Below are 13,144 nucleotides of genomic sequence, written 5' to 3'. Positions count from 1 at the left end.
TCCCACAAGGAGCAATCTGCACATGTCAGCATCGGACCTGAAAATCGAAACCCGCATCGGCGTGAAGCGCAAGCCACGACGCATCCTGTCGATCGTCTCCAACACCGCTGAGCTGAAAGGTTTCCCGGTCGGCTTCTTCGCCGAGGAAATGACGCGCGCCTTCCTGATGTTCACCGAGGCCGGGCACCAGGTCGATCTCGCCTCACCCAAAGGCGGTGAGGTGATGTTCGACACCCATAGCGACCCACGCACGCCCGGCGGTGCCTATGCCGACGATCTCATCAGCCTCGGCTTCGTGAACCACGCCAAGTTCGGGGCGATGCTGAAGAACACTCTGCCGATCAGCGCCGTGTCGGTGGACGACTATGACGCGGTCTGGGTCGCCGGCGGCGGCGGTCCGCTGCTGACCTTCAGGGACGACACCGTGCTGCACGCGCTGATCGCGTCCTTCTATGAGAAAGGCAAGATCGTCACGCTGATCTGCCATGGCTCCTCGTTGCTGCTCTGGACCCGCCTGTCCAATGGCAGGCTACTGGCTGACGGAAAAAAATGGACGGGCTTCACCGACGAGGAGGAAGAGGAGGTGAACACCGCCTTCGGCATGACACTGAACGACTACACCATCCAGAGCGAGGCGGCACGCATCGAAGGCACGAGCTTCCTCTGCCGCAGCCCCAATGAGCCGTTCGCCATCCGCGACGGACGGCTCATCACCGGGCAGCAGCAATATAGCAGCGGGCTAACGGCGGAGCTCGTGCTGGAGGCTCTCGATGAATATCAGGCGCGGGCACAGCCCAACGAGATGGGTTAAGCGTCGCGCGGCGAATAGTTGGTTGTCGTTGCGCTTGGGCAGGTAGCGCTTGCTCGGTTCAAAAAAAGCTTGGAACAGTGTGTGATGCCCTTACAGCGGAAATCAGGCGAGACACTCACAAGGTGACGTTTTTTGATCTCGCAGGCACAGCGAGCGCGGCAAAAAGCGAGAGTATAAATGTCTCGCGCTACTGAACATTCTGGATCAAGCCGTCGCGCAAAAGCCGCGCGAACCTGAGAGCAGCAACTATACCACCGTAGGGATTGACGTTGGCGATATTGACGACCCTGCCTGCTCGAACTGGCTCAAGCGAATTCCAGATCATACTTCCCCGAAGGCCACTGCGAGCTTCAACGGGAATATCGGATACGATCACGATCCGCGCCTCAGGCCGATCAGCAAGTTGCTCCAGGGGTACAGGCGCGGCAAACGTGAACCGCGATCGGTTGCTCCATGCATTTTCAAGGCCAACGCGGTTCAGGATATCGCCGAACAAGCTGTCCGCTCCAAATACCCGAAAATGTCGAGCGTCGCCAATGTTGATGAGATAAGTGGGCCGATCGGAGAAACGCTGCAGTTCTACACGCAACTTAGCAAGGATATGCTCTTGTTCTGATAGTGTCCAGGCCGCCTCATCCGGCCTGTTGACCACCGCGCCGAGTTGCAAAACCGCAGACAGGGCTTTCGCATAGGGTGGCTCGCCTTTCACGTAAAACGGCAACGAAAGGACAGGTGCAATCTCCTCCAGTAGTGTTTTGTGGCGGGCGTAGAACGGAGAACTGAGGATCAGTTCAGGCTTCAGGACGTGGAGCAACTCAAAATTTGGCGATCCCCGCAGCCCCAGGTCGACGACAGTTTCCGGCACGGAGGGTTCCACAGCGATTTCGCGAAACCGGATGAGTTCTGTCGCGGCGACTGGGTTCTGGCCAACAGCCATCAATGTCTCGAGCATAGCCCAGTCTATAGCCGCAACGCGCTTTTCTGTCGTTGCTTTGCCCAGCCGGGGAAAGGCGAAAGCAAAACCCGCCACCAGGCCAAAGGCTTGACGGCGGGAAAAACCTCGCGGCAGACTCGTCGCGGTCAAATTCACCATGAGAAGGCCAGCTTGCCCATGACCGAACGACCATCACCATAGTTGCACCCGAACGAGCTGCAGCTCGCGAGATATTCTTCGTCGGTGAGGTTTTTGATATTGAGGGACGCCGTAATGCCATCTTTTTTGTAATGAATGGACGCGTCCAGAAGTGCGACAGGATCGAGGTCGTAGGTGTTCTTCGTGTCGCCGTATCGTTGGCCAACGTAGCGCACACCGCCGCCGAAGCCAAAGCCTTCGAGCGAACTGCCTTCGCCAAAGGTGTAGTCCAGCCACAGGCTTGCTGCGTTCTCCGGCACGTTGTCGGGCCTGTTACCATTGTCGGTCCTGCCAGAGATTTTCGCGTCCATATATGTGTAGGCGGCCCGTAAATCCAGACCGTCCGTCAGGCTCATAACGCCTTCCAGTTCAACTCCTCGTACGCGAACCTGTCCAATCTGCTCAATGACAGAGCCCGCGGGCGTCGAAACTGTGTTGGAGACATTGTTCTGTCGCAGATCATATATCGCCGCTGTGAAGAAGCCGTTCCAGTCTTCGGGCTGATATTTTACACCGATCTCGACCTGTTTTCCTGTGGTCGGCTCCAGCAGCTGTCCCGACGATGGCACCGGAAGTGGCTCGAACGAGGTTGCATAGCTGATGTAAGGCGCAATTCCGTTGTCGAAGACATATCCTAAGCCGGCTCGGCCGGTGAGTTTATGATCGTCCTTGTCGAGCGGGCGGCCAAGATTTGAAATGCCGTTGAATGAAGTGCCCTCTGTGCTTGCCCAATCCTGGCGCAACCCAACCGCAGCCCTCCAGTTCTCATACTCGATCTCGTCCTGAGCATAGATCCCGATCTGGCTTAACTCCGAATCAACCGAGGTGTCAGTGCTTCTTGAAATGAGCGAAATCTGTCCGCCATAGACTGGATCGTAGGCATCTAACGGAGTTGCCCTCCAGAACTGGGTGCGCACATTGTTGCTGAAATGGCGGTAGTCCAGGCCTACGAGGAGTTTATGATCGATTCCGCCGGTGCTGAACTCGCCGATCAGGTTGTTGTCGATATTGAACGTGTTGAGCAGTTCATCCTGGACCGTCGCTGTCCGACTGATCGAATTTCCGATAAGGCCGGCTGCAGCCAGACCAAGGGCCTGATAGTTCCAGTCGAAATGTGTGAACCGGGCATTTTGCTTGAACACCCACGTGTCGTCCAGACGCTGCTCCAGTTCATAGCCGACATTGGTCAGCGTCCTGCTGGATCTGTCGAAGCCCGGGTCTCCAAGAGAAAAGTCCCGTGGAAGCCAATAGTTGGTCGCGTTCAATGTCAGCTGTGGTGGAAGGCCGGACGGTGAACTGGGATTATCGTGCTGGACACCTGTCAGAATCGTCAACTTCGTGTCTTCGTCGGGCTGCCAGGTTACGGACGGCGCTATGAAGTAGCGGTCATTGTTCAGAAAATCTGTCTGGGTATTCGCCTTGCGAGCAAGACCGGTCAGGCGGTATGCAAAATCGGACCCATCCGCAATCGGGCCGCCAACATCGAAAATAGTACCATAGGTATCAAAGCTGCCAACCTGCAGGCCGACTTCACCGAAGCGGTCAAACGTCGGCCTCTTGCTGATAAGGTTGATCAATCCGCCGGGATTGCCCTGGCCATACATTACTGATGCCGGCCCCCGAAGCACTTCGATCCTTTCCAACTGATAAGGATCTACCGCAGGTGCCCCCGCGGTCCGCATCAAGCGAAGACCATTCAGGAACTGAGCCTGACGTCCATCGAAGCCTCGAACACGCGGTGAATCAAAGCGCGGGTCCGTGCCGTAGGGCTCACCCACCATCCCTGGCGTATAATCGAGGGCCTGACCAACCGTTTCAGCATTTTGTGCCTTGATCTCGTCAGCTGTGACAACTGAAACCGATTGAGGGGTTTCAAGGAGCAAAGTGCCGGTTTTTGTCGCGGTGGCACTCGTGGTGGCGACGTACCCTTTAATCGGGGCGGTCGGGTTCTCTGTTTTACCGTCGACGACGATGGGCGCGAGCTCAGTCGCAGTCTCCTGCGCGATTGCATGATCGAGCGAAACCATAGCTGTAGTGCAGGCAAGAATGACAGATGCAATATTCATTGGGGTGGTCACGACGGTTCCGCCTAGGCTGTTGGATCGGTTATAACATGATATTCTAAATCAGGTTTTCAGGGGGATTTCCAATAAGGATGAGATTTTCTTTCATCGTTTCTGCTTATGAAATACAATTGCGTTCATAGGTTCTGTGGAAAGCGGTAATCGGTTTGGCAATCAAAAGCGCGTTGGAAAAACTCGAGTTACGACACCTTCGGTATTTTATCGCATTGGTCGAAGAACGAAACTTTGAGCGGGCAGCGGCGAGGCTCGGAATTGCGCAACCCGCGCTGAGCCAGCAAGTCCAGAGCCTCGAATCCATCGTGGGGCTTTCGCTTGTCGATCGAACGCGAAGGGGCGTACATCTCAGCGTCTCTGGAGAATTGTTGTATCAAGAGGCTCGAATTATACTTGGCCAGGCACAAGGCGCGCTGGCGTCACTGAACCGCGTCGGGCGCGGCGAGACTGGCAGAGTCTACTTGAGCTACGTGGCCTCGGCCGCCTTTTCAGGAGTAGCTTTGGCGGCCATTTCCACCTTCAGAAAAAATTATCCGGGAGTAGAGTTTAACCTCATCGAGATGGAAGCTCGTAGACAGGTGGACCGTATACTGTCGGGCGATCTTGATCTCGGCATCGCCCGTGCCCCTGTCGTGGTTCCCGAAGGCGTTTGCGTGCATGTTGTGCGACGGGAGCCTTTGGTTGCCGTCGTTTGCGAGGGTCATGTTCTCAGCCGACGCAAACACGTCCAGGTGAAAGAACTCGCAGACGAACCCATTCTTACGATCCGCCAACCCGCCGAGATTGGCCTGCACCAGGTTACCATTGCTGCCTGCAATGAAGCCGGCATTAATGCAACGATCAAGCCGGTTGGAACAGATTTTACAGAACTGGGAACGCTGGTCGGGATCGGTATGGGCGTATGTATAGTTGCAAAGTCCTTTGAGCGTATGCAAATACCTGGGGTACGGTTTATTCCTCTCACCGAGTGCGAAACGACCTCCGATCTTGCTATAGTTTACCGCAAGGTGGAGCGATCACCGGCAGTCTCCAACTTTATCGCGCACTTCCAGGCACTCGCCCGCTCTGGCGATTTTAATAATCTGTAAGCTTACTCCCCGGCCTTTCTTGGTCGGCGTCAAGATGCTGCGAAAGGCCGTGTTAAAAGAATGCCGTTAGCCATCAACTGCCGACGAACGCTTCATCGTTCGGCATGAAATCGACTTTGAGCGGACCGAGCCGCATTCGGCAGATGACATCGTCATCCGGGGACTCCTCCGCTCTCGGGGCTGCTCCAACAGCTGGCCCCATTCGGCAAGCCCTGCAAGATCGACAAGAAGGTCGATATCGTCGGTGGCTCTGACGTCTTCGAGGGTCACCGGATCCGTGATGAAAAGTGCGGTCGTACATCCACCGCCGAACACAAGATGATCGCGCAGATCCTGCTCCAGCACCGTTGCGACAACCTTCAAATTTCGAGCGGTTGACCGCAGACGGTGGTCATTTACCAAGTGTCCTTGTCGAAAGGCGATCGCTTACCAAGTCCAGTATAGGAGCAGCGAACGCAGTTGGCATGCTGGCAATGCCAGAGAATACGCTTCTCTTGATTGCCTGATTGACCTCGGTCTTGCTTATGCCGAGAGTCTCCTCCAAATTCCAGCGTGAGTACGGGCCATCGCCTGCGCCTCCAGGCGTAAGCGTTCAACGCCTTGCTCCTGCTCCCGCAGGCCGATGAGCATGCGCAATGTAACAATGTCCTCACTTTTCATCACTGGTACCGATCAGTGTCATGTCCTAGGACAAAGGACGCCGACGCACCGTATGCCGTCGAAAAGGCCGCGCGTTTCCAAGTCCTTTCTGTTCATGAATATCACCTCGCGACGACCGAAGACGCCACGGTAACGGTTGTCGAGGCCGTAGCGGCGGGCGATGTCATGGCGTTGGTCAACAGCCTGTCTGGCGGGAATGACATACTGGCAGCTCTGCGCCGCTATGAGGCCGATCGCATAGTCACCGGTAAGGAAATCGCCGCACACGGCAGGAATCTCGGTGCGTCGGCGCTCTAAGCGCCGGCAGTCTTCACGCGAAGACGGATGCCCCTGAAAAACGGCAAATGACCCGTTGGCGCCCCTGACGGATCATTTGTATTCTGCCGACGACACGCCCTTACCGCGTGTTTGTCTGGCTCAGCGCGGCATGAATCTGAGAGACGACAGCAGCACCTTCGCCGACTGCGGCCGCGACCCGTTTGGTCGATCCGGCGCGGACATCGCCAATGGCAAAGACGTTTGGGAGGTTGGTTTCCAGCGGCAACGGCTTGCGGGTAGATTTGTCAGGCGCATCGAAGCACTGGCCGGTAACGATGAAGCCCTTGCTGTCGGTCGTCACGCGGTCGGTGATCCAACTTGAATTGGGGTCGGCGCCAATGAAGAGGAACAGGTGGTGGAGCGGCAGTTTCTTTTCGCTTCCATCCAACCGGTCGCGGAGCGTGGCGGAGGAAAGACCGCTCGCGCGATCGCCATGGATGGCATCCACTTCACAATGCATGTGCAGTTCGACATTGGCCAACGCCTTGATGCGGTCGATCAGATATTGCGACATCGTCTCTTCCAGCGCGCGTCGTACGACGAGATGCAGCTTTCTGACCTGTGGCGCGAGAAAGACGATGGCCTGGCCAGCCGAATTGCCGCCGCCGACAAGGGCGACCACTTCTCCGGCGCAGAGCTTTGCCTCGATGGGTGAGGCCCAGTAGGAAATGCCGTTGCCCTCGTAAGCGGTGATATCAGCAACGGCGGGCCGCCGGTAGCGGGCGCCGGATGCGATTACGACGCTTCGGGCCTGCACAGACCTGTTGCCGGCAAGCTCGAGTGTCAGCACACCGGTATCGTCCTCCGGCGGGACGAGACGCTCGACTGTGACGGGCAAAACCATTTCAGCACCGAATTTCAGGGCCTGATTATAGGCCCGGCCAGCCAATGCCTGGCCAGAAATGCCGGTGGGAAAGCCGAGATAGTTCTCGATCCGCGAGGAAGCGCCTGCTTGTCCGCCGACCGAGCGTTCATCAATGACGATGACGTTCAATCCTTCGGATGCCGCATAGACTGCGGTGGCAAGCCCCGCCGGACCCGCACCGACGACAGCGACGTCGTAGAGCTTGCCTGCCACAAGCTCTGGCGTCATGCCGAGGCAAGCGGCTGCCTCTATATCGGTCGGGTGCTTCAGGACGGTGCCATTCGGACAAACCATCAGCGGAAGCTCGGTGGCCAGTATGCCGAGGCGTTCGATGAGGGCACGGCCTTCACCTTCGCTTGCAGAATCCAGTACGATATAGGGAAAGGCGTTGCGAGCCAGAAACCCCTGCAGGCGCGACAACGCCGCGCTGCCGGTGACGCCAATCAGAACGGAGCCGGCTCCGGCGTCGATCAGGTCGACCCGGCGCAGGATGAAGGCCCGCATGACAATCTCGCCGACATCTGCTGAGCCGATCACCAGGGCGCGCAGATGCGCCGCGTCGAACGGGATTGCCGTGCAACCGTCAGCGCCTGCGCGCGCACCGGCGAGCGTCGGGCGGCCGGAAAGCTGATTGACCTCGCCGGAAAGCTGGCCGACCCCATGGGTGGTGATTGGTGCTTCATGAGAGAGGCCTTCATGGCGAAAGACATCCATCGATCCTTCAAGTACCAGCCAGGCAGGTGTGGCATGGTCACCCACCCTGTAGATGAAGTCACCCGCTTCGAAGCGCTGCGGCTCGCCGCTGGCAAAGCGTTTAGCCGTTTCCACCTGATGGGGGTCAAGCACGGGAAACATCTGGCCCTGTCGAGTAGTGAGGTCCACCATCGATTTTTCTCCTGCTTGAAACGTCTCGAAAAGGCCGTCGACGATTTGCCGCAGGCTCAGTAATACCTGGGTATTGGACCACGCTGCGGTGTCTGGTCCGGCAGGTCGACCGTGATCTCGTCGACAAAGCACCAGCCCCATCCTTCGGGCGGATCGTAGCCTTCGATGATCGGGTGACGCGTGGCATGGTAATGCGCGGTGGCGTGGCGACCGGGAGATTGGTCGCAGCAGCCGACGTGCCCGCACTCGCGGCAGAGTCTGAGATGAAACCATGCCTGGCCTGTTTCCAGACACTCCTCGCAACCGAGTGTCATGGGTCGAATCGTGCGGATCGTCGATGTATGAGAGCATCCGTGCGACATGTCTTCCTTGCTCCTGGTGGGGATAAACAGACCTTTAGTGCTTCAATGCCTTGTCGAGACACCGGACGAGCTCGCCGAAATTGACGGGCTTACCGAGGAAGGCGAAGGCGCCGCCATGCATCGCCGCCGCCCTGGTCCGCTCGTCTCGATAGGACGTCATGAAAATCATCGGCGGTTTCGGGGTGCCCTCGTGATTGAGCACGTCCTGCAATTCAATACCCGTCAGGCCAGGCATTTTGACATCCACTAGCATGCAGTCGATCGAGAGCCGATCCGGTTCTGCAAGAAACTCCTCGGCAGACGCGAACAACCGGCTCTGATAGCCGCAGGACAGGACGAGGTCGTCAAGGGCTTCGCGGATCGACTGATCGTCGTCGACGATGGCTATGACTGGTTTTCTGGACAATTTATCGGGCCTTGCCACGTTTCATCTTCGGCCTCTGTATGCGCTTTTGAGGGCCCGTCTTGTACCATACAAGGGTCTAGGTTCCGGCTTACAGCCCAAGCAGCTCCGCTTTGCGGACCAGTTCCGCCACCGAGCGTACCTCCATCTTGCGCATGACATTGCCACGATGCAGCTTGACCGTGATCTCGCTGATGCCAAGATTGAAGGCGATCTGTTTGTTCATCAGACCCAGCACCACGGCAGCCATAACCTCGCGCTCGCGCCGCGTCAGTGTCTTTGCCAGCTCGGCAACGACATCGTTGGTTGCGGATTGCTGGCGGACTTCGCGATCTTTCTGAAACGCGACGGAGACGGCATCGAGAATATCCTGATCCCGAAACGGTTTTGCGAGAAAATCGACCGCGCCGGCTTTCATCGCGCGCACAGTCATCGGTATGTCGCCGTGACCGGTCATGAAGATGATCGGCATCCGGTTGCCGATTTTTTCCAGATGAAGCTGAAAATCGAGGCCATTGGCGCCGGGCAGTCTCACGTCAAGCAGAATACAGCCTGGTCGCTTGAGATCGGCCTTGTCGAGCAGGTCCCGTGCATCCTCGAACGCGTGCGCTTCGGTACGGATCGAGAGGAACAGGTCGACCAATGCCTCGCGGATTGAAGGATCATCGTCGACGATATAGACGACGGGCGCATCCACGGGTGCGATTTTCACCAACTTTCTGGCATCATTCATGGATAGCCCCAACAGGTATGATCATTTCGAACACGGCGCCGCCGCCCGCGTGATTGCCGGCGGTCAGCGTGCCGCCCCGCGTCTCCAGCATGCTGCGGCAAATGGCAAGTCCCATGCCGAGGCCGGTTTCTTTCGTGGTGCAAAACGGCTTGAACAGGTTTTTGAGCATTTCGGCGCTAAGCCCGGGGCCACTGTCATGGACCAGGACACCGACGCTCTGGTTGCCTGCCGGTCCTATCGCTACCGCGATCCGCCGATGCCCCTCCGGCGTCGATGCCATAGCCTGAATAGAATTGGTGATCAGATTGATCAGCACCTGCTGCAGCTCTATGCGAACCGCGTACACGGTGTGTGACCCACTGTCAGCATTGGCTTCGAAGGCAACCTGATTTCTGAGCAGGTCGCTCTCCATCAGTGCACGGGTTTCGCTGACGAGGTCGATTAACGACACCGGCTCGGCCACCGGCCTGTGCTTGCCAAGCATCGCGCGGGTGTTCTGGATGATGTCGCTCGCCCGCTGGCTGTCGCGCACGATGCGCTCGGCCGACCGGGAGACCGCGGCCAGATCAGGCGGATCCCGATCGAGCCAGCGCTGCAACGTCTGTGCATTGACGACAAGCGCGCCGAGCGGCTGGTTGAGTTCGTGCGCGAGCGACGCAGAAAGCGCGCCGACTGTCGCTGCCCGCGACGCAAGTGCCAGTTCCGTCTGGGCTTCGAACAACGCCTTTTGCGCCATCTCGCGCTCTGTAATGTCGAACATGCCGACGATGACGCGGCTGAAGTTCGCTGTGTCTTCCGGAAATCCAACCGTCAGCAGAACCATTCTGGTATTGCCGTCGTGGGTGATGATGGTGCCTTTTCCTTCGAAAGAGCTCTTGCTGTCCAATATTGCCATTAGCAAATCCAGGAACGTCTCGTCGTTCTGGCCGATAAAGCGGCGTATCGTGCTGGCATTCGGGGTGTTGACGTGGCCGAGGAGTTCAAGCGCGGCAGCGTTGGCAGCGACCGTAGGGATGCGCTCGATGCAATCCGGGATGAAGTGCGGATTGTTCCGGGCGTAAGCACGCAGATCGGAGACACCCTGGGTCCGGAGTGTCATTAACAGCGCTCGCACATGCGAGTAGTCACGCTCCCACAAAGCGACGCGGCTTTGCTCGAAAATCGTTCGATAGCGTTCCTCGCTACTTCGCAAGTCGGCGTTCAGTTGCAACAACGCGAGCCGTGCACGTTGATTGCGGATGATCAGCAGGCAGGTGATGATCATGGCTGCAATGGCGACAGTCAGACGCAACGCGGCGGCAAGATCTCCATCCAATCCATGGGCTGCGGCGTAAGAGAGTGCCGAAAGGCCGATGCACAGGCCCGCCACAAGCAACGTTCCCTTTTCCGTCAGCGTTTCCGCCGACAGAAGCAGCGTGATGACATAAAGGGTGGCAAGCGCGCTTTGAATGTCGGTGAACGTGTCGAGATAGAAAATCGTGGCTGCAAGCATAAAAGCCGAAGAGACCATCCTGATCTCATAGGCGGTCAGCCGTTGTTCTGGATTCACAAGACCAAACGAACGCAACATTGATTTTCCACACAGGTGCCGATCGCACCATCAAGCCATCCGGATTGAAAAAACGCAATTACAAAAATCCGCTATTTCGCTGGGATCTCAATCTGATAGGCGGCAAATGAAAAGGCCACCCCGAGGGCAACGGGATGGCCTTGATCGGATCGCGACTCCGCAGGTTCGGGGAGGGGAATACCCGACCTTTCAGGCCGAAGCCAGCGCGTCTTCCTGGGAGGACCGAAGACGCAACCAATGCTATCGCCAATCGCAACGACGCGAACCTATACCAAGGTGTGGGTTCGACTAGCCGAGGATTGGATATTGCAGCCTCGCTGGCTCGTCTAAAAATTCTCCATCCACCCGAACAATTCCGATGGAGACCATCATGGACCGCACGCTCGCCGAGAAACACCGAAAGTCGCCGCTCGCAACGCCTACAGGCCTGGGCACAAACGCAGTCGCCGATATTTCCGGCGCTTTGACAGCCCTTCTGGCCGATGTCTTCGTGCTCTATCTCAAGACCAAAAATTTTCACTGGCACATGAGCGGACCACATTTCCGCGATTATCACCTGATGCTCGATGATCAGGGCGAGCAGATCATCGCCATGAAGGACGACATTGCCGAGCGGGCCCGCAAGATCGGTGGCACCACACTCCGTTCGATCGGCCATGTTGCGAAGCTGCAGCGTCTGCTCGACAACGATGCCGATTTCGTCACACCAGCCGACATGCTGGCCGAACTGCGCGACGACAACCTGACGCTGGTGTCGCTGATGAAGGAAACCCACAGTCTTTGCGACGAACATGGTGACATCGCGACCGCAAGCCTGATCGAGAACTGGGTGGACGAGGCAGAGCGTCGCGCCTGGTTTCTGTTCGAAAGCACCCGCGGCGCCCAGTAAGCCCGGGCCGGTAGAATAGCGATCTGACTCCTATCTACCTGAGGCGGTCGCCATGACCGGAGAGACCAATGATCAATGATTTTTCCATGTCGCGCCGGCAGGTTCTTTTGAACGGCACCACGATTTCCCTAGCTCTGGCCATGCCGGCCCTGACCACTGAGGCGAAGAACTCCCGCAACCCAAAAGGAATTGAACCAATGACCACCAGTTTCGTGACGACCAAGGACGGCGTTGAAATCTTCTTCAAGGACTGGGGTCCGAAGGATGCCCAGCCGATCGTCTTCCACCACGGCTGGCCGCTGTCATCCGACGACTGGGACACCCAGATGCTGTTCTTCGTCGAGAACGGTTACCGCGTTGTTGCGCATGACCGCCGCGGTCATGGTCGCTCCTCGCAGGTGGGCGACGGACACGACATGGATCATTACGCTGCCGATGCGGCCGCCGTTACCGAACATCTCGACCTGCGGAACGCCGTTCATATCGGCCACTCGACGGGCGGCGGCGAGGTTGCACGTTATGTCGCAAAGTATGGTCAGCCGCAGGGGCGTGTCGCCAAGGCTGTTCTGGTTTCCGCCGTTCCGCCGCTCATGCTGAAGACCGCGACAAATCCGGGCGGCGTTCCAATGGAGGTCTTCGATGGCATTCGCAAGGGTGTTGCCGAAAACCGCGCGCAGCTGTTCATCGATTTTCCCACCGGTCCGTTCTACGGATTCAACCGCCCCGACGCCAGGGTCTATCCGGGCATCATCCAGAATTGGTGGCGCCAGGGCATGATGGGCAGCGCCAAGGCGCATTACGACGGCATCAAGGCCTTTTCGGAAACCGACCAGACCGAAGACCTCAAGGCGATCAGCGTTCCGACACTGGTGCTGCACGGCGATGACGATCAGGTGGTGCCGATCGATAACGCCGGACGACTGTCGGCCAAGCTGGTGCAGAACGGCACTTTGAAAGTCTACAAGGGTTACCCGCACGGCATGCTGACGACCCATGCCGATGTAATCAATCTGGATCTCCTGGCCTTCATCAAGGCATGAACGTCCTGAGCTGAGCGATAGACATGGCGGCAGATCAGGCCGCCATTTCTGGAAGATTCAGACAACCACTAAACCACCGCAGTGTGTCGCAAAAGCATGCGGTGGCTTAAGGGACGGAGAGCACTTGTTCTCTAGTTCACTCTAACACCGCAACCAACGAGCGAATTGTATCTATGCGCAGGAGCTCCCCTGCCTTGCAGAATTTGCATGGCCGGGGAGCTTGTGACCCCGGACCAGCGGGAATAGGAGTCAGACGCGTCGGCAAGGCCTACGATATCCCCGTCCACAGAATAACCAAAGGAATACGCTA

At 57.7% G+C, this 13,144-nt stretch carries 12 protein-coding genes and 1 pseudogene; 4 read left to right on the top strand and 9 right to left on the bottom strand.

The genetic code is table 11. The features are described from left to right. Positions 1-22 precede the first annotated feature (22 nt). A complete protein-coding gene (locus tag QSK43_RS19120) occupies positions 23-811 on the top strand; it encodes a type 1 glutamine amidotransferase domain-containing protein (protein WP_332304767.1) in 789 nt (262 codons plus the stop codon). A gap of 187 nt (positions 812-998) precedes the next feature. Here QSK43_RS19120 and QSK43_RS19115 read toward each other — a convergent pair whose 3' ends face one another. After that, entirely contained in the window at positions 999-1,904 is a 906-nt protein-coding gene (locus QSK43_RS19115; protein WP_332304766.1) for an iron-siderophore ABC transporter substrate-binding protein, read from the bottom strand. Next, the gene (locus QSK43_RS19110) at positions 1,898-4,009 is read right to left on the bottom strand and encodes a TonB-dependent siderophore receptor (RefSeq protein ID WP_332304941.1); all 2,112 of its coding nucleotides are present in this window, start codon (positions 4,007-4,009) and stop codon (positions 1,898-1,900) included. Before QSK43_RS19110 ends, QSK43_RS19115 begins: the two co-directional genes overlap by 7 nt. Positions 4,010-4,167: 158 nt before the next feature. On the opposite strand from QSK43_RS19110, the gene QSK43_RS19105 reads away from it, so the two are divergent. Further along, the gene (locus QSK43_RS19105) at positions 4,168-5,109 is read left to right on the top strand and encodes a LysR substrate-binding domain-containing protein (protein ID WP_442967864.1); all 942 of its coding nucleotides are present in this window, start codon (positions 4,168-4,170) and stop codon (positions 5,107-5,109) included. A 66-nt stretch (positions 5,110-5,175) separates the two neighbouring features. On the opposite strand, the gene QSK43_RS19100 is transcribed toward QSK43_RS19105, so the two are convergent. From QSK43_RS19100 to QSK43_RS19070, 7 genes and pseudogenes are all read right to left on the bottom strand, one after another. Then, complete coding sequence (locus QSK43_RS19100; RefSeq protein WP_332304764.1) at positions 5,176-5,454, bottom strand: hypothetical protein; 279 nt, start codon at positions 5,452-5,454, stop codon at positions 5,176-5,178. Between the two features lie 363 nt (positions 5,455-5,817). Continuing rightward, positions 5,818-5,919: pseudogene (locus tag QSK43_RS27190) on the bottom strand (molybdopterin dinucleotide binding domain-containing protein); the annotation flags it as partial. A 247-nt stretch (positions 5,920-6,166) separates the two neighbouring features. Further along, on the bottom strand, positions 6,167-7,837 hold the full coding sequence (locus QSK43_RS19090) for an FAD-dependent oxidoreductase (protein ID WP_332304762.1): 1,671 nt from the start codon (positions 7,835-7,837) through the stop codon (positions 6,167-6,169). A gap of 56 nt (positions 7,838-7,893) precedes the next feature. Beyond that, a complete protein-coding gene (locus QSK43_RS19085; RefSeq protein ID WP_332304761.1) occupies positions 7,894-8,199 on the bottom strand; it encodes a UBP-type zinc finger domain-containing protein in 306 nt (101 codons plus the stop codon). A 34-nt stretch (positions 8,200-8,233) separates the two neighbouring features. After that, positions 8,234-8,605: a response regulator transcription factor gene (locus QSK43_RS19080; RefSeq protein ID WP_332304760.1), complete on the bottom strand. Its 372-nt coding sequence runs from the start codon at positions 8,603-8,605 to the stop codon at positions 8,234-8,236. Positions 8,606-8,693: 88 nt separating this feature from the next. Further along, a complete protein-coding gene (locus QSK43_RS19075) occupies positions 8,694-9,335 on the bottom strand; it encodes a response regulator transcription factor (protein ID WP_332304759.1) in 642 nt (213 codons plus the stop codon). Next, a complete protein-coding gene (locus QSK43_RS19070) occupies positions 9,328-10,902 on the bottom strand; it encodes a sensor histidine kinase (protein WP_332304940.1) in 1,575 nt (524 codons plus the stop codon). Before QSK43_RS19070 ends, QSK43_RS19075 begins: the two co-directional genes overlap by 8 nt. A gap of 373 nt (positions 10,903-11,275) precedes the next feature. Between QSK43_RS19070 and QSK43_RS19065 the strand changes: the two genes are divergently transcribed. Beyond that, positions 11,276-11,794 carry a Dps family protein gene (locus QSK43_RS19065; protein ID WP_332304758.1) on the top strand — a complete coding sequence of 173 codons (519 nt, stop codon included), beginning with the start codon at positions 11,276-11,278 and terminating at the stop codon, positions 11,792-11,794. 68 nt (positions 11,795-11,862) lie between these two features. Then, positions 11,863-12,834, top strand: a complete 972-nt coding sequence (locus tag QSK43_RS19060) for an alpha/beta fold hydrolase (protein WP_332304757.1) — start codon at positions 11,863-11,865, stop codon at positions 12,832-12,834. The last annotated feature ends 310 nt before the right edge of the window (positions 12,835-13,144 follow it).

The organism is Rhizobium sp. GR12, from assembly GCF_036596185.1.
GTDB classification, from domain to species: Bacteria; Pseudomonadota; Alphaproteobacteria; order Rhizobiales; family Rhizobiaceae; genus Agrobacterium; species Agrobacterium nepotum.
Note: the sequence above shows the minus strand (reverse complement) of the source record. Positions and strands in the feature narration are given on the sequence as shown.

What these genes read in the sequence shown, in the direction of transcription:
- QSK43_RS19120 (WP_332304767.1), top strand. Translation starts at nt 23, where the DNA reads ATGTCAGCATCGGACCTGAAAATCGAAACCCGCATCGGCGTGAAGCGC.
- QSK43_RS19115 (WP_332304766.1), bottom strand. Translation starts at nt 1,904, where the DNA reads ATGGTGAATTTGACCGCGACGAGTCTGCCGCGAGGTTTTTCCCGCCGT.
- QSK43_RS19110 (WP_332304941.1), bottom strand. Translation starts at nt 4,009, where the DNA reads ATGAATATTGCATCTGTCATTCTTGCCTGCACTACAGCTATGGTTTCG.
- QSK43_RS19090 (WP_332304762.1), bottom strand. Translation starts at nt 7,837, where the DNA reads ATGGTGGACCTCACTACTCGACAGGGCCAGATGTTTCCCGTGCTTGAC.
- QSK43_RS19085 (WP_332304761.1), bottom strand. Translation starts at nt 8,199, where the DNA reads ATGTCGCACGGATGCTCTCATACATCGACGATCCGCACGATTCGACCC.
- QSK43_RS19075 (WP_332304759.1), bottom strand. Translation starts at nt 9,335, where the DNA reads ATGAATGATGCCAGAAAGTTGGTGAAAATCGCACCCGTGGATGCGCCC.
- QSK43_RS19065 (WP_332304758.1), top strand. Translation starts at nt 11,276, where the DNA reads ATGGACCGCACGCTCGCCGAGAAACACCGAAAGTCGCCGCTCGCAACG.
- QSK43_RS19060 (WP_332304757.1), top strand. Translation starts at nt 11,863, where the DNA reads ATGATCAATGATTTTTCCATGTCGCGCCGGCAGGTTCTTTTGAACGGC.